The sequence below is a fragment of the Streptomyces sp. NPDC035033 genome (genome assembly GCF_040636735.1).
Lineage (GTDB): Bacteria > Actinomycetota > Actinomycetes > Streptomycetales > Streptomycetaceae > Streptomyces.
On sequence record NZ_JBEZUZ010000010.1, the window covers coordinates 25,531 to 41,982 of the forward strand.

At 74.8% G+C, this 16,452-nt stretch carries 12 protein-coding genes and 1 pseudogene; 9 read left to right on the plus strand and 4 right to left on the minus strand.

Annotated elements, in window-relative coordinates:
• The 3 genes and pseudogenes from AB0E83_RS06750 to AB0E83_RS06760 form a co-directional block, all read right to left on the minus strand.
• A pseudogene (locus tag AB0E83_RS06750) lies at positions 1 to 2,823 on the minus strand (hypothetical protein); the annotation flags it as partial.
• A gap of 274 nt (positions 2,824 to 3,097) precedes the next feature.
• Positions 3,098 to 3,412 carry a trypco2 family protein gene (locus AB0E83_RS06755; protein ID WP_362106964.1) on the minus strand — a complete coding sequence of 105 codons (315 nt, stop codon included), beginning with the start codon at positions 3,410 to 3,412 and terminating at the stop codon, positions 3,098 to 3,100.
• Positions 3,413 to 3,510: 98 nt separating this feature from the next.
• The gene (locus tag AB0E83_RS06760; RefSeq protein ID WP_362106967.1) at positions 3,511 to 4,083 is read right to left on the minus strand and encodes a dihydrofolate reductase family protein; all 573 of its coding nucleotides are present in this window, start codon (positions 4,081 to 4,083) and stop codon (positions 3,511 to 3,513) included.
• Between the two features lie 279 nt (positions 4,084 to 4,362).
• On the opposite strand from AB0E83_RS06760, the gene AB0E83_RS06765 reads away from it, so the two are divergent.
• The 9 genes from AB0E83_RS06765 (at position 4,363) to AB0E83_RS06805 (ending at position 15,495) form a co-directional block, all read left to right on the plus strand.
• A complete protein-coding gene (locus AB0E83_RS06765; protein ID WP_362106970.1) occupies positions 4,363 to 5,166 on the plus strand; it encodes a TIGR03084 family metal-binding protein in 804 nt (267 codons plus the stop codon).
• Positions 5,163 to 6,845 carry an acyclic terpene utilization AtuA family protein gene (locus tag AB0E83_RS06770; RefSeq protein ID WP_362106972.1) on the plus strand — a complete coding sequence of 561 codons (1,683 nt, stop codon included), beginning with the start codon at positions 5,163 to 5,165 and terminating at the stop codon, positions 6,843 to 6,845. Before AB0E83_RS06765 ends, AB0E83_RS06770 begins: the two co-directional genes overlap by 4 nt.
• A 130-nt stretch (positions 6,846 to 6,975) precedes the next feature.
• Positions 6,976 to 8,574, plus strand: a complete 1,599-nt coding sequence (locus AB0E83_RS06775; protein WP_362106975.1) for a carboxyl transferase domain-containing protein — start codon at positions 6,976 to 6,978, stop codon at positions 8,572 to 8,574.
• Between the two features lie 8 nt (positions 8,575 to 8,582).
• Complete coding sequence (locus tag AB0E83_RS06780) at positions 8,583 to 10,457, plus strand: biotin carboxylase N-terminal domain-containing protein (RefSeq protein WP_362106978.1); 1,875 nt, start codon at positions 8,583 to 8,585, stop codon at positions 10,455 to 10,457.
• Positions 10,454 to 11,587 carry an acyl-CoA dehydrogenase gene (locus AB0E83_RS06785; RefSeq protein ID WP_362106981.1) on the plus strand — a complete coding sequence of 378 codons (1,134 nt, stop codon included), beginning with the start codon at positions 10,454 to 10,456 and terminating at the stop codon, positions 11,585 to 11,587. Before AB0E83_RS06780 ends, AB0E83_RS06785 begins: the two co-directional genes overlap by 4 nt.
• Before the next feature lie 148 nt (positions 11,588 to 11,735).
• Positions 11,736 to 12,386 (plus strand): excalibur calcium-binding domain-containing protein, encoded by a 651-nt coding sequence (locus AB0E83_RS06790; RefSeq protein WP_362106984.1) that lies wholly within the window; start codon positions 11,736 to 11,738, stop codon positions 12,384 to 12,386.
• Between the two features lie 184 nt (positions 12,387 to 12,570).
• Positions 12,571 to 14,148, plus strand: a complete 1,578-nt coding sequence (locus tag AB0E83_RS06795; protein WP_362106987.1) for an AMP-binding protein — start codon at positions 12,571 to 12,573, stop codon at positions 14,146 to 14,148.
• A 10-nt stretch (positions 14,149 to 14,158) separates the two neighbouring features.
• A complete protein-coding gene (locus AB0E83_RS06800) occupies positions 14,159 to 14,890 on the plus strand; it encodes an enoyl-CoA hydratase family protein (RefSeq protein WP_362106990.1) in 732 nt (243 codons plus the stop codon).
• Entirely contained in the window at positions 14,878 to 15,495 is a 618-nt protein-coding gene (locus tag AB0E83_RS06805; protein ID WP_362106993.1) for a TetR/AcrR family transcriptional regulator, read from the plus strand. The genes AB0E83_RS06800 and AB0E83_RS06805 overlap by 13 nt, the downstream gene beginning before the upstream one ends.
• Here AB0E83_RS06805 and AB0E83_RS06810 read toward each other — a convergent pair.
• Positions 15,492 to 16,451: a threonine/serine dehydratase gene (locus AB0E83_RS06810; protein WP_362107179.1), complete on the minus strand. Its 960-nt coding sequence runs from the start codon at positions 16,449 to 16,451 to the stop codon at positions 15,492 to 15,494. The two genes, AB0E83_RS06805 and AB0E83_RS06810, sit on opposite strands and share 4 nt — an antisense overlap.
• Position 16,452: the final 1 nt, after the last annotated feature.

The following is a 16,452-nucleotide window of genomic DNA, read 5'->3' on the forward strand; positions in this document are numbered from 1 at the left end:
GGTGTCCGGGTCGAGGTCGGTGCGGGACAGCAGGGAGTGGAGGACGAACCGCGCCTCCGGGGTGGTGGCGTGGGTCTCCAGCCAGACGAAGGCGGTGGCGGTGGCCTTCCGCACGGTCTCGGGGGCGAGGTCGGTGCGGGACAGCAGCGGGGGGAGGACGAAGCCGGCTTCCGGGGCGGTGGTGTGTTCGTCCAGCCAGGTCAGGGCGGCGGCGGTGGCTTCCCGCGTGGTGTCCGGGTCGAGGTCGGTGCGGGACAGCAGGGAGTGGAGGACGAACCGCGCCTCCGGGGTGGTGGCGTGGGTCTCCAGCCAGACGAAGGCGGCGGCGGTGGCCTTCCGCGCGGCCTCGGGGTCGAGGTCGGCGCGGGACAGCAGCGGTTTGAGGACGAACCGCGCCTCCGGCGTGGCGTACTTGTCCAGCCAGGCGAGGGCGGCGGCGACGGCTTCCCGCGCGGTCTCGGGGTCGAGGTCGGCGCGGGACAGCAGGGGGTGAAGGACGAACCGCGCCTCCGGTGTGGCGTACTTGTCCAGCCAGGCGAGGGCGGCGGCGACGGTTTTCCGCGCGGTCTCGGGGTCGAGGTCGGCGCGGGACAGCAGCGGTTTGAGGACGAAGCCGGCCTCCGGGACGGTGGTGCGCCTGTTCAGCCAGGTGAGGGCGGCGGCGGTGGCCTTCCGCGTGGTGTCCGGGTCGAGGTCGGTGCGGGACAGCAGCGGAGCGAGGACGAAGCTTCCCTGACTCAGTTCGCCGCGCCGGGAGAGCCAGGACCACACCGTGGGCAGCAGCAGGCGGGCGCCTTCGTCGGGCAGGTGGTGCAGGCCCCGGTAGAGCAGGTGCCGGGCGGCCGGGTGGGTGCCGAAGTCGGTGAGCCAGGGGGTGACGACCTGCGACCAGCACTGGATGGCCGGGGCGGCCCAGGGCGCGCCCGAGCAGACCATGCCGAGCGCGTAGCCGCCGTTGTAGGCGTCGCTCCGCAGGACGGCGCCGAGTGCCGTGGCGTGTTCGGTGAACCAGGCGTGCAGGACGGCGGAGACGGGTCCGGCGCGTTCGGTGAGCGCCAGGTCGTTGACGACCCGTCCGAGGTTGAGCGCGGCGCGGCCCACCGACAGGGGGCTCACCAGGCAGCCGGCGAGCAGGGCGCGGGCCGCGTCGGCGTCGGGGACCTCGTTCCGTTCGGGGAGGAGGACGGACTCGACGAGCTGGTCGGTGACGAGGTCGTGGGCGACGGACAGCGTGCCGTCGGCCCCGGCCTCCAGCCAGCCGAGGGAGAGGAGCGTGGCGACCATGTCCTCGGCGCGGGGCGCCATTCCCATCGCGCCCGGACCCATCGCGCCCGGACCCATCGCGCCCGTGCCCATCGCGCCCGTGCCCATCGCGCCCGCGCCCGCCGGTCCCCCTCCCGCCGGTCCCCCTCCCGCCGGTCCCCCTCCCGCCGGTCCCCCTCCCGCCGGTCCCCCTCCCGCCGTCCCGTCCATCGCCTCCGTGAGCGCCGCGCGGGCCGCCGCCGTCACCGCCTCGCGGGACTGCGGGCACGCCGCCGTGGCAGCGGCGGCGGCCACGAGGGAGAGGGAGGCCCGGGCGGGGACGAAGGCGTGCGCGCGGCCCGGGACGGTCAGGTCGTCCTCGCCGAGGCGGCTCTTCAGCCAGCGGGGGATCTCTCCGCCCTCGCGCAGCCCCGTGGGCTCGGACAGGGGCAGGCCCGAGGCGACGCGCCGTTCCACCTCGCGGGCGACGAGCAGCGCGACGATCGGCCGGTGGCCGCAGATTTCCCGCATCCGGTCGATGCCGTACCGCTCCGTCGCCGCGGGGGCGAGCGAGAGCAGGGCGTGGTCGGCGACCTGCTTCTGGAACTCGTCGTCCTGCCGCAGCTCCACCGTGTCGAACAGGGTTTCCAGCTGGGCACGGTCGGCCTTCAGCAGCCAGCCGGGGCGTACGGACGCGAGGAGGGCGACCTGGATGTCGCGGCGGCGGGCCTCGGGGATGAGCCGGTGCCGCAGCGACGGCAGGTCGAGCTGGGACTCGTTGAGGTAGTCGACGACGACGAGCGCCGGGGACCGCTCGGCGCAGACCTGTTCGGCGAGGCTCTCGGTGACGGAGTCGTCCTCGCCCGGCAGGACGTGCAGGGCGCGCCAGCCCGCGTCGAGGGCGAGCCGGCCCACCTCGATGCCGGTCCGGGTCTTTCCGGTGCCGGCGGCGCCCACGAGCAGGACGCCCCGGTCGGCGGATTCGACGAGCCGGACGAAGAGGTTGGCGGGGTCGGCCGGGTGGTCGGGGCCGGGGGAGACGAAGGAGAGCTGGTCGGGAGTGAGGTTCTTCTTGAAGTCGCCGAATCCGCTGGTGAGTTCGGGCTGGGAGATGACCGTGCGCAGCAGCGGTTCCGGCGGGGCCGGTTCGCCGTCGGGCGTGATGTGCTGGAGCTGGTGGCGGACGCCGTTCAGGGCGAGCTGGCGGCGGAGGTCCGGGTCGTCGAGGGCGTCGGCGACCGGTTCGGCCTCGGCGCCGGAGACGCCGGCGGCGGGCAGCCGGTGCGCCTGCACCCCGATGAGGTGTCCGCCGGAGGGGGTGAGGAGCGCGGCGCCCGACATGCCCCGCCACGGGTCGGGGTCGTCGCCGTGGGGCGGGCGGGGCGTGGTGGTCGTGTACTGGAGGTCGAGCAGCCTCGACTTCAGGTTGGAACCGAGCAGCACGAAGCCCTCGGCCTGGCGGCTGTCCCGTCGACGCAGGCCGGTGACGCCGGGTTCCTCAGGGCGCGTCGCGAAGGCCGGGAAGCCGATGCCGATGAAGGGGACGCGGCCCGCGCCCGGCGGCAGGGCCCCGAAGGACACCGGCTGGACGGTGTCTCCGGGGGCTTCGTCGAGCCGTAACAGGGCGAGATCCCGGCCGTTCTTGCCGCGCCACACGGGCGTCGCGGACAGCGCGGTGTCACCGCCGCCGAGGCGGACGGTGCACGTGCCGGGGTTCGGTTCGGGGCCGAGGAGGTGATCCACGGTGAGGACGAGCCGGGTCGCGATGCGGTAGCCGGAGCCGTACTCGGCCCGACCGTCGCCCAGGACGACGACCTCGGCCACTCGGGCCGTCTCGGGTACTGCCACGAGTTGTTCAGCCGGCGCCGAGGAGATCGGTCACGTCGTCGCCGGTGAGGACCTTCTGGCCGGTCGCCGCGTCCTCCGCGGTGAGCGTCATGCGCAGCGTGTGCGTCTGGCCGTTCTTCGCGGCCGCCTTGCCGCCGAGCGAGACCACCCAGAACTTCATGCTCGCGTTCGCCTCGGCCGACTTCTCCACCGAGACCTGGAGTTCCAGGTCGATGGAGTCGATGCGGAACCGTACGTCCGCGCCGGCCGCCTCCAGCCGGGCGCGGCCGATCTCGGAGCGCAGTGAAGCCAGCAGGTCGGCGAGTTCGATGTCCATGCTCATGGGATCCCCGTGGTGGTACGAATCGGTAGCCGCCAACTATCCCAGAAGGGTGGGGAGTCCGACAGTGGTGCGCCGGTCGGCGGGTCCGGGCCGACGAGTCAGCGGACGACGTCGAAGACCTGCTTCTGGATGCCGTTGGCGTAGGCCTCGTGCTCGACGAGCTCCAGCTTCTGGGCGTCCTTGTCGGTGGTGCTGAAGAGGCGCTTGCCCGCGCCGAGGAGGACCGGGAAGACCAGCAGGTGGTAGCGGTCGACGAGACCGGCGTCCGAGAGGGCGCGGTTCAGGGACGCGCTGCCGTGCACGATGATCGGGCCGCCCTCGGTCTCCTTGAGGGCGGCGACCTCCTCGACCGAGCGCAGGATCGTGGTCGGGCCCCAGTCGGAGACCAGGTCGTCGTCGGTGAGCGTGGTGGAGACGACGTACTTCGGCATCTCCTTGTAGTCGGCGAAGTCCGCCATCGCCGGCCAGACGGGGCTGAACGCCTGGTAGCTGACCCGGCCCAGCAGCATCGCGGCCGCCTCCTGCTGCTCGCGGCCCTTGATCTCGTACGCCTCCGGCAGGAACTCGATGTCCTTGAAGGTCCAGCCGGCGTTCCGGTAGCCCTCCTCGCCGCCGGGGGCCTCGACGACGCCGTCGAGGGAGACGAAGGCGGAGCTGATGAGCGTGCGCATGTCGGTTCCTCTGGTTCTTCCGTAGTCGTAGTCGTAGTCGTAGTCGTAGTCGCAGGCGCAGGCGCAGGCGCTGTCACTGTCGCGGTCACTGTCGCAGCCGCTGTCACTGTCGCTGTGGTCGCTGTCGCCGCTGTGGTCGCTTTCATGATCTAAGACGGCCGTCGCGTCCGGAACTCATCGGTCCCGCGCCGGCCTTTTTCAAGCAAGCGTGCTTGATTGTTTCTCGGATCGCTGCCATGCTCCCACTCCTCAGGCCCGTCCTCCCGAGGGGAGCGCACCGTGTCCGACCCCGACGCCGTCCTCGCCGTGCTCGCCGATCTCCGCGCCGAGGGCGACGAACTCGACGCGCTCGTCGCCGACTTGGGCGCGGAGGGGTGGGCCCGTCCCACGCCCGCCCCGCGCTGGAGCGTCGCCCATCAGATCGCCCACCTCGCCTGGACCGACCGGGCCGCGCTGCTCGCGATCACCGACGGCGACGGGTTCGCCGCGGAGGTGGAGAAGGCGCTGGCCGCGCCCGAGCGGTTCGTCGACGACGGGGCGGCGGAGGGGGCGGCGCTGCCGCCCGCCGAGCTGCTCGCGCGGTGGCGGGAGGGGCGGGAGCGGCTGGAGGGGGCGCTGCGGGGGGTGCCGGCCGGCGGGAGGTTCCCCTGGTACGGGCCGCCGATGAGCGCCCCGGCCATGGCGACCGCCCGGCTGATGGAGACCTGGGCGCACGGCCAGGACGTGGCCGACGCCCTCGGGGCCGTACGGCGGCCCACCGCCCGGCTGCGGCACGTCGCCTGGATCGGGCACCGGGCCCGTGACTACGCGTACCTCGTGCGGGGAGAGCAGCCGCCGGCCGAGCCGTTCCGGGTGGAACTCGTGGCCCCCGACGGCGAGTTGTGGGCGTACGGGCCCGAGGGGGCCGCCCAGCGGGTCACCGGGGACGCGCTGGAGTTCTGCCTGCTGGTCACCCAGCGGGTGCACCGCGACGACACCGGCCTCCGGGCCGAGGGCGCCGACGCCGAGCACTGGCTCACCGTCGCCCAGGCCTTCGCCGGGCCCGCCGGGGCGGGGCGCGCCCCGAAGGGGGGTGCGCGGTGAACCCCCTCCGGATCGGCAACGCCTCCGGCTTCTACGGCGACCGGTTCACCGCCGTACGCGAGATGCTGACCGGCGGCCGGCTCGACGTCCTCACCGGGGACTACCTTGCCGAGCTGACCATGCTCATCCTCGGCCGGGACCTGCTGAAGGACCCCTCCGCCGGGTACGCGAAGACCTTCCTGCGGCAGATGGAGGAGGGGCTCGGGCTCGCCCACGAGCGCGGGGTCCGGATCGTCGCCAACGCCGGCGGACTCAACCCGGCCGGGCTCGCCGACGCCCTGCGGGAGCTCGCCGCGAAGCTGGGCGTGCCGGTCAGGGTCGCGCACGTCGAGGGGGACCGGCTGCCGCCGGAGCCGGGCGTGCTGACCGCCAACGCCTATCTGGGCGGGGCCGGGATCGCCGCCTGCCTCGCCGCCGGCGCGGACGTCGTCGTCACCGGCCGGGTGACCGACGCGGCGCTCGTCACCGGGCCCGCGCAGTGGCACTTCGGCTGGGGCCCGGAGGAGTACGACCGGCTCGCCGGGGCCGTCGTCGCCGGGCACGTCCTGGAGTGCGGCACCCAGGCCACCGGCGGCAACTACGCCTTCTTCCGCGAGCACGCCGGCCGGGACCTCGTCCGGCCCGGCTTCCCGCTCGCCGAGCTGTACGAGGACGGCTCGGCCGTCGTCACCAAGCACCCCGGCACCGGCGGCTTCGTCGACGTCGGCACCGTCACCGCCCAGCTCCTGTACGAGACGGCCGGTGCCCGCTATGCCGGGCCCGACGTGACGGCCCGGCTGGACACCGTCCGGCTCGCGCAGGACGGGCCCGACCGGGTGCGGATCGACGGGGTGCGGGGCGAGGCGCCGCCGCCCGTGCTCAAGGCGGGCCGCTGCCGGCTCGGCGGCCACCGCAACGAGGTCGTCTTCGTCCTCACCGGCCTCGACGTGGAGGCGAAGGCCGCGCTCGTGCGCGCCCAGGTCGGCGCCGCGCTCGCCGCCGACCCGCCGGCCGAGGTCCGCTGGGATCTGGCCCGCACCGACCGGGAGGACGCCGCCACCGAGGAGACCGCGAGCGCGCTGCTCCGGCTCGTCGTCCGCGACCAGGACCCGGGGAAGGTCGGCCGGACGGTGACGGGCGCGGCGATCGAGCTGGCCCTGGCGAGCTACCCGGGCTTCCACGTCACCGCCCCGCCCGGCAAGGGCGCCCCCTACGGGGTCTTCGAGACCGCGTACGTGCCCGCCGCCGACGTCCCGCACACGGCCGTGCTGCCCGACGGGACCCGCGTCGCCGTGCCCGCGCCGGCGCGGACCCGCGACCTGGAGGCCGTGCCGGGGCCGGAGCTGCCGCCGCCGCTGCCGCGCGGCGCGACCGTCCGCGCGCCGCTCGGGCGGATCGCGGGGGCCCGCAGCGGCGACAAGGGCGGTGACGCGAACGTGGGGGTGTGGGTGCGGACGGAGGCGGAGTGGCGGTGGATCGCGCACACGCTGACCGTCGATATGTTCCGCGAACTGCTGCCGGAGACAGCCGACTTGGACGTCACCCGGCACGTGCTGCCGAATCTGCGGGCGCTGAACTTCACCGTCGCCGGGCTGCTCGGCGAGGGCGTCGCCTCGCAGGCCCGGTTCGACCCGCAGGCGAAGGCCCTCGGCGAATGGCTCCGCTCCCGGCACGTCGACGTACCGGCCGAACTGCTGTGACCGGCAGCCCCGTTCCGTCCGCCGCCGCCCCGCCCGCCGCGCCCGTGCCGTTCCGTCCGCCGCCGCCCCGCCCGCCCCGACCTTCCGGAGGACCCGCCGTGACCGCCCGCCCCGACCCGGAGGAACTGCCGTGACCGTCCTCGCCTCCGCCCTCGACACCGGCGGAACCGACTACCGGGAGCATCGGGCCGCGATGCTGGAGAAGCTCGCCGCCCTCGACGCCGAGCACGCCAAGGCGCTCGCCGGCGGCGGCGAGAAGTACACCGCCCGGCACCGGAAGCGCGGCAAGCTGCTCGCCCGCGAGCGGATCGAGCTGCTCCTCGACCCCGACTCGCCGTTCCTGGAGCTGTCCCCGCTCGCCGGCTGGGGCAGCGCCTACCAGGTGGGGGCGTCCCTGGTCACCGGCATCGGCGTCGTCGAGGGCGTCGAGTGCCTGATCACCGCCAACGACCCGACCGTGCGCGGCGGCGCCTCCAACCCGTGGACGCTGAAGAAGGCACTGCGCGCCAACGAGATCGCGTACGCCAACCGGCTCCCGGTGATCTCGCTCGTCGAGTCCGGCGGCGCCGACCTGCCCTCCCAGAAGGAGATCTTCATCCCGGGCGGGGCGCTCTTCCGCGACCTCACCCGGCTCTCCGCCGCCGGCATCCCGACGGTCGCGGTCGTCTTCGGCAACTCGACGGCCGGCGGGGCGTACGTGCCCGGCATGTCCGACCACACGGTGATGATCGAGGAGCGGTCGAAGGTCTTCCTCGGCGGGCCGCCGCTGGTGAAGATGGCGACGGGCGAGGAGAGCGACGACGAGTCGCTGGGCGGCGCGGCGATGCACGCGCGCGTGTCGGGGCTCGCCGACCACTACGCCGTCGACGAGGCGGACGCGATCCGGCAGGCCCGCCGGATCGTCGCCCGGCTCAACCACCGCAAGGCGCACCCGGATCCGCCGCTCGCGCAGCCGCCGAAGTACGACCCGGAGGAGCTGCTCGGGATCGTGCCGGGGGACCTGAAGACGCCGTTCGACCCGCGGGAGGTGATCGCCCGGCTCGTGGACGGCTCGGACTTCGACGAGTTCAAGCCGCTGTACGGGGCGTCGCTGGTGACCGGGTGGGCGCGGCTGCACGGCTATCCGGTGGGGATCCTCGCCAACGCGCAGGGCGTGCTGTTCTCCGCCGAGTCGCAGAAGGCCGCGCAGTTCATCCAGCTCGCGAACCAGCGGGACATCCCGCTGCTGTTCCTGCACAACACCACCGGCTACATGGTCGGCAGGGAGTACGAGCAGGGCGGCATCATCAAGCACGGCGCGATGATGATCAACGCGGTGGCGAACTCGAAGGTCCCGCACCTGTCGGTCCTCATGGGGGCGAGCTACGGCGCCGGGCACTACGGCATGTGCGGCCGGGCCTACGACCCCCGGTTCCTGTTCGCGTGGCCGAGCGCCAAGTCGGCGGTCATGGGCCCGCAGCAGCTCGCCGGGGTGCTGTCGATCGTGGCGCGGGCGTCGGCGGCGGCGAAGGGGCAGCCGTACGACGAGGAGGCGGACGCGGGACTGCGGGCGCTCGTCGAGGCGCAGATCGAGTCCGAGTCGCTGCCGGTGTTCCTGTCCGGCCTGCTCTACGACGACGGGGTGATCGACCCCCGCGACACGCGCACGGTCCTCGGGCTGTGCCTGTCCGCGATCCACACGGCACCGGTCGAGGGCGCGCGCGGCGGCTTCGGCGTCTTCCGAATGTGAGGCATCACGTGATCAGGACCGTCCTTGTGGCGAACCGCGGCGAGATCGCCTGCCGCGTCTTCCGCACCTGCCGCGAGCTGGGCATCGCGACCGTCGCCGTGTACTCCGACGCCGACGCGGACGCCCTGCACGTGCGGGAGGCGGACGCGGCGGTCCGGCTGCCCGGGGCGGCGCCCGCGGAGACCTACCTGCGGGGCGACCTCGTCGTGGCGGCGGCGCTCGCCGCCGGCGCGGACGCCGTCCACCCCGGCTACGGCTTCCTCTCCGAGAACGCGGACTTCGCGCGGGCCGTGACGGCCGCCGGGCTGGTGTGGATCGGGCCGCCGCCGGAGGCCGTCGAGGCGATGGCGTCGAAGACCCGGGCGAAGGAGCTTATGGGCGTCGCCCCGCTCACCGACGTCACGGCGGCCGACCTGCCGGTGCTGGTGAAGGCGGCGGCGGGCGGCGGCGGGCGCGGCATGCGGGTGGTGCGCGAGCTCGGCGAGCTGGACGCGGCGCTGAAGGCGGCGGCGGCCGAGGCGGAGAGCGCCTTCGGGGACGGCGAGGTGTTCGTCGAGCCGTACGTGGAGGACGGCCGGCACGTCGAGGTGCAGGTCCTCGCCGACGCGCACGGCACGGTGTGGACGCTCGGCACCCGGGACTGCTCGCTCCAGCGCCGGCACCAGAAGGTGATCGAGGAGGCCCCGGCGCCCGGACTGCCGCCCGCGCTCGTCGAGGAGCTGTACGCGCGGTCGGCGAAGGCGGCGAAAGCCGTCGGGTACGTCGGGGCGGGCACGGTGGAGTTCCTGGTCGCCGGGGGCCGGGCGCACTTCCTGGAGATGAACACCCGCCTCCAGGTGGAGCACCCGGTGACGGAGGAGGTGTACGGCGTCGACCTCGTCGCCCTCCAGATCGCCGTCGCCGAGGGCACCCCGCTGCCGCCCGAGCCGCCGGCGCCCCGGGGCCACGCGGTGGAGGCCCGGCTGTACGCGGAGGACCCGGCGGCGGGCTGGGCCCCGCAGACCGGCGCCCTGCACGCCTTCGCGGTGCCCGGCGTCCGCGTCGACACCGGCTACGCCTCCGGCGACACCGTGCCCGTGCACTACGACGCCATGCTCGCGAAGGCCGTCGCGCACGCGCCGACCCGCGCCGAGGCGGTCCGCCGGCTCGCCCACGCGCTGGAACGGGCCGTGATCCACGGCCCCGTCACCAACCGCGACCTGCTCGTCGCCTCGCTGCGGCACCCGGACTTCCTGGACGCCGGCCGGCTCGGCACCGGCTTCTACGAGCGGCACCTGGACGCGCTCGCCGGGCCCCGCGACGGGGAGGCGCACGCGGCCGTCGCCGCCGCCGTCGCCGAAGCGGCCCGCGCGGGCGGCCGGTTCGGCGGCGGCTGGCGGAACGTCCGCTCTGCGGACCAGACCCGGACGTACGGGGAGCACGAGGTCCGCTACCGGCCGACCCGCGACGGCGGCTTCGAGGTCACGGCGCCGGAGGGCGTCCGGGTGGTGAGCGCCGCGCCCGACCGCGTACGCCTGGAAGCGGGCGGTGTCGTACGGGACTTCGCGGTGGCGTCGTACGGGGACGGGATCGTGCACGCCGGCCCGTACCGGCTCGCGGCCCGCCCCCGCTTCACCGACCCGCGCGAGCGGGTCCTCCCCGGCTCCCTGCTCGCCCCGATGCCCGGCACCGTCGTCCGGGTCGCCGACGGCCTCGCCGTCGGCGACCGGGTGACCGCCGGACAGCCGCTGCTCTGGCTGGAGGCGATGAAGATGGAGCACAAGGTCGCCGCTCCCGCCTCCGGCACGCTCACCGCGCTCCACGCCGTCCCCGGCCGCCAGGTCGAGGTCGGTGCCCTGCTCGCCGTCGTACAGACCGATGCACAGGAGGACCAGACCGTATGAGCACCGACATCGAACCGGCCGAGCACACCGAGCTCCGCGCCGCCGTCTCCGCGCTCGGCCGCCGGCACGGCCCCGGCTTCGACCGGGCGGCGCTGTGGGCCGAGGCCGGGAAGCTCGGCTACCTGGGCGTGAACCTGCCGGAGGAGTACGGCGGCGGGGGCGGCGGCATGGCCGAGCTGTCCATCGTCCTGGAGGAGGCGGGCGCGGCCGGCGCGCCGCTCCTGATGATGGTGGTCTCGCCCGCGATCTGCGGCACGGTCATCTCCCGCTTCGGCACGGAGGAGCAGAAGGCGGCCTGGCTGCCCGGTCTCGCCGACGGGTCGCGGACGATGGCGTTCGGCATCACCGAGCCGGACGCCGGCTCCAACTCGCACCGGATCACGACGACCGCCACCCGCACCGAGGACGGCTGGGTCCTCAACGGCCGGAAGGTGTTCGTCTCCGGCGTCGACATCGCGGACGCGACCCTGATCGTCGGCCGCACCTCGGACGCCCGCACTGGCAGGCTCAAGGCGTGCCTGTTCATCGTCCCGCGCGACACCCCTGGTTTCGGGCGCCGACAGATCGAGATGGAACTGGACGCGGACGAGAAGCAGTTCGAGCTGACCCTCGACGACGTGCGGCTGCCGGCCGACGCGTTGGTGGGCGACGAGGACGCGGGGTTGCTCCAGCTCTTCGCCGGGCTCAACCCGGAGCGGATCATGACGGCCGCGTTCGCGATCGGCATGGGCCGCTACGCGCTCGGCCGGGCGGTCGCGTACGCGAAGGAGCGGCAGGTGTGGAAGACGCCGATCGGCGCCCACCAGGCCATCGCCCACCCGCTCGCCCAGGCCCACGTCGAGCTCGAACTCGCCCGCCTGATGATGCAGAAGGCGGCGAAGCTGTACGACGCGGGGGACGACCTCGGCGCGGGCGAGGCCGCCAACATGGCGAAGTACGCGGCGGGCGAGGCGTGCGTGAAGGCCGTCGACACCGCCGTCCACACCCTCGGTGGCAACGGCCTCACCAAGGAGTTCGGCCTCGCCCGGCTGATCACGGCGTCCCGCGTGGCCCGGATCGCGCCGGTCAGCCGGGAGATGGTCCTCAACTTCGTCGCCACCCACTCCCTGGGACTGCCCAAGTCGTACTGAGTCCCGGACGGAGTCCAGTACGGAGACCTGTACCGAGTCCTGTACGGAGTCCCGGAAACCGCACCCCGGTTGTGAAGGTCCTGTGTACGATCCACGGCCACGGCGCCCCGCTCGGTGCCGTGGTCCCTTCACGTCCCTGGAGTCGCGCGTGTACCCGCAGACCAACCCGTACCAGCCCGCCCCGGCGTGGCAGCCGCCGCGCCGGTGGTGGCAGCACCCGGCGCTGATCGTCACGCTGCTCGTGCTGCTCCCGCCGGCGGGCATCGCCCTGGCGTGGCTGGGCCGGTGGACGACCCGGACGAAGACCGTGGCGACGGTGCTGTCCGCGCTGTGGTTCGTGCTGATCCTGGTCCGGGAGCCGGAGAAGGAGCCGAAGACGCCGGGCGGCGACCCGAAGCCGGCCGTGACGGCGTCGGCGACGGCCGACCCGGCGCCGACGACCGCGTCGCCCGCGCCGACGCCCACGGTCGAGCCGACCACCGAGCCGCCCACGCCGACGCCGGAACCGACGACCGAGGCGCCCGTACCCACGCCCACCCCGACCCCCACCCCCACCCCGGAGCCCACGACCGAGGCGCCGACCACGCGGGCCCCCGAGCCCACGACCCAGGCCCCGGCCACGCGCGCCCCGAAGCCCGTCCAGACGACCCGGCCGCCGGAGACCGCCGAGCCGGAGCCGGAGGTCTACTACGCCAACTGCACGGCCGTCCGGGCCGCCGGCGCCGACCCCATCCGCGTCGGGGACCCCGGCTACGGCAGCCACCTGGACCGCGACGGCGACGGCATCGCCTGCGAGTGACCCGCCCCTGCCCGCGTGCGGCCGGACCGGGGGCGCCGCCTCCGGCCCGGCCGCGCCCGGCCCCGTCCCCGATAAACCATGCATGCGCGCTTGATTGTTTTACGGGGGGCTGACAGGGTCTCCCCAAGCAGTGCCCGCAACAGCGATCCTGGCGACCACCTTCCACCTCTCCAGGGGGCCACGCATGGTGTTCCACAGCGAGTACGCGCCCGTTCCCACCCTCTCCCTCCCCATCCACGAGGCCGTCCTCGGCGGGGCCGCCGCGTTCGGGGACGCGCCCGCGCTGGTCGACGGCGCCGGCGACCTGACGCTCACGTACGCGCAGGTGGACGCCTTCCACCGGCGGGTCGCCGCCGGGCTCGCGGAGGCGGGGGTGCGCAAGGGGGACGTGCTGGCGCTGCACAGCCCCAACACCGTGCTGTTCCCCGTCGCGTTCTACGCCGCGACCCGCGCCGGCGCCGCCGTCACCACCGTCCACCCGCTCGCCACGCCCGAGGAGTTCGCGAAGCAGCTGCGGGACTCGGCGGCGCGCTGGATCGTCACCGTCGCGCCGCTGCTGCCGGCCGCCCGGGCGGCGGCCGAACTCGCGGGCGGCATCGAGGAGATCTTCGTCTGCGACGCGGCGGCGGACGGGGCCCGCTCGCTCCAGGAGTTCCTCGGCTCGACGGCCCCCGAGCCCGAGATCGCCGTGGACCCCGCCGAGGACGTCGCCGCCCTGCCGTACTCCTCCGGCACCACCGGCGTCCCCAAGGGCGTGATGCTCACCCACGCCTCCGTCGCGACCAACCTGGCGCAGCTGGAGCCGTTCATCCCGATGGGGCCGGGCGACCGGATCCTCGCGATCCTGCCCTTCTTCCACATCTACGGCTTGACGGCCCTGATGAACGCGCCGCTCCGCAAGGGCGCCACCGTCGTCGTCCTGCCCCGCTTCGAGCTCGACACCTTCCTCGGCGCCATCCAGAAGCACCGCATCAACGGCCTGTACGTGGCGCCGCCGATCGTGCTCGCGCTCGCCAAGCACCCGGCGGTCGCCGACTACGACCTGTCCTCGCTGGAGTACATCGTCTCCGCCGCCGCCCCGCTCGACGCGGCGCTCGCGCGGGCGTGTTCGGAGCGGCTCGGGCTGCCGCCGGTGCGCCAGGCGTACGGGATGACGGAGCTGTCCCCGGGGACGCACGTCACCCCGCTCGCCGTCGCCGACCCGCCGCCCGGCACCGTCGGGAAGCTGCTGCCCTCCACCGAGATGCGGATCCTGTCGCTCGACGACCCGTCGAAGGACGCGGCGCCGGGGGAGGAGGGCGAGATCGCCATCCGGGGACCGCAGGTCATGAAGGGGTACCTGGGGCGGCCCGAGGCGACCGCCGCGATGATCGACGCCGACGGCTGGGTGCACACCGGCGACATCGGGCGGGTCGACGCGGACGGCTGGCTGTACGTCGTCGACCGCGTGAAGGAACTGATCAAGTACAAGGGGTTCCAGGTCGCGCCGGCCGAGCTGGAGGCCCTGCTCCTGACCCACGACGGCGTCGCCGACGCGGCCGTCGTCGGGGTGACGGACGCCGAGGGGACCGAGGTGCCCAAGGCGTTCGTGGTGCGCCAGCCGGCCGCGCCCGGGCTCACCGCCGAGGAGGTCATGGCCCACGTGGCCGCCCGGGTCGCCCCGTACAAGAAGGTCCGGGCCGTCGAGTTCGTCGACGCCGTGCCCCGGGCCGCCTCCGGAAAGATCCTGCGGCGGGAGCTGCGGGAGCCGCGAGAGAGCTGAGGAACCGTCCATGAGCAGCCTGATCGCCGTCACCGAGGAGCGGGGGGTCACCACCCTCGCCCTCGACTCGCCCGACACCCGCAACGCCCTGTCGGCGGCGCTCGTCGCCGAGCTCGGCGAGGCGCTCGCCGACGCCGGGAAGGACCCCGCCGTGCGGGCGGTGGTGCTGACGCACACCGGCACCACGTTCAGCGCGGGCGCGGACCTGAAGGCGCCGCCGAGCCCGTACGCCTTCGTCGACCTGCTCCGGCGGGTCGTGGAGCTGCCGAAGCCGGTCGTCGGGCACGTCACGGCCGGCGGCCGGGCCCGCGCCGGCGGCCTCGGCCTGCTCGGCGCCTGCGACATCGTGGTGGCGGGCGAGGGCGCGGACTTCGCGCTCACGGAGGTGCGCATCGGGGTGGCGCCGGCGGTGATCTCGCTGACCCTGCTGCCCCGGCTGGAGCCGCGCGCGGCGGCCCGCCACTACCTCACGGGCGAGCGGTTCGGCGTCCCCGAGGCGCGGGCGATGGGCCTCGTCACGGCCGGCGACGAGGAGCTCGACGCCATCCTCGACGGTCTGCGGGCCGGCTCGCCGCAGGGGCTGCGCGAGTCGAAGCGGCTGGTCACCGCTAGAGTCCTGGAGACCTTCGAGCGCGACGCGGAGGACCTCGTCCAGAGATCGGCCACGCTCTTCGCCTCCGCCGAGGCGCGCGAGGGCATGACGGCCTTCCTCGAACGACGGGACCCCGAATGGCGGCTGTGACCGCGCACCGGCACGACGGACCTCCGGCGCCCGACCGGAGCCCCAAGCAGGACCGGAGCCGCGCCACCCGGCAGCGGCTCCTGGAGGCCGCCGTGGCCTGCCTCGCCGCGTACGGCTGGGCGGGGTCCACGGTGGCCGTGGTCGCCGAGCGGGCCGGGGTGTCGCGGGGCGCCGCCCAGCACCACTTCCCGACCCGCGAGGACCTCTTCACGGCGGCGGTCGAGTACGTCGCGGAGGAGCGTTCGCAGGCGCTGCGGGCGCTGCCCACCGACGACCGGGAGCAGACCGTCGCCGCGCTCGTCGGCCTCTTCACCGGCCCCCTCTTCCTGGCCGCGCTCCAGCTGTGGGTGGCGGCCGCGCACGAGGACCAGCTCCGCGACCGGGTCGCGGAGCTGGAGGCCCGGGTGGGCCGCGAGTCGCACCGGATCGCCGTCGAGCTGCTGGGCGCCGACGAGTCCCGGCCCGGTGTCCGCGAGACCGTCCAGGGCCTCCTGGACATGGCCCGCGGCCTGGGCCTGGCGACCCTCCTCACCGACGACACGGCCCGCCGCGACCGGGTGGTCGCCCAGTGGGCGCGGCTGGTCGACGAGGCGCTGACGCCCTAGCGCGGGCCGAAGCGGTCCGCCCAGGCGGCGACGTCGGCCGTCGTCGCGTTGCCGCCGCAGACCACCAGGCCGAGGCGGGCGTCCGGGCCGACCCGGTCCAGGACGCGGCGGGCGGCGGGGAGGAGGCAGCCGGCGGCGGGCTCGGCCCACACCTTGGCGTGTTCGGCCAGGTCCAGGGTGCCCTGGACGGCCTCCGCGTCGGTGACCGTGAGGACGTCCTCGACCAGCTCCTCGACGTGCGCGAGGGTGAGCGCGGAGACGGCGGGGGCGCTCAGCGTGGACACGATCGAGGTGAGCTCGACCGGCACCGGGCGTCCGGCGGCGAGGGCCGCCGTCATGGCGTCGGCGCCCTCGGTCTCGACGCCCCAGATCCGGACGCCGGGGCGGCGGGCGCGCAGGGCGGTGGCGACGCCGGAGACCAGTCCGCCGCCGCCGATGCTGACGAGGACGTCGGTGAGGTCGCCGGCGTCCTCGGCGAGCTCCAGGCCGACGGTGCCCTGGGCGGCGACGACCAGCGGGTCGTCGAAGGGGTGGACGGCGGTGAGCCCGCCGGCCCGCAGCTCCTCCATGAGGGCGAACGCGCCGGCCATGGTGTCGGCGAGGAGGACCTCCGCCCCGGCGGCCTTCGCGGTGTCCACGGCGCGGGCCGGGGCGGTCTTCGGCATGACGACGGTCGCCCGCACGCCGAGGGCGCCGGCCATGACGGCGAGCCCGATGCCGTGGTTGCCGCCGCTGACCGCGACGACGCCCGCGGCCCGCTCGGCCTCGCCGAGGGAGAGCAGCTTGGCGACCGCCCCGCGCGCCTTGAACGAGCCGGTGCGCTGGAGGAGTTCCAGCTTGACGGTGACGTCCGCGCCGAGGAGGGCGGTCAGGCCGGGGCTGGGCAGGGTCGGAGTCCGTACGACGTGTCCGGTGATGCTTGCGGCTGCGGCTTCGACGTCCGCGACGGTGATCAGC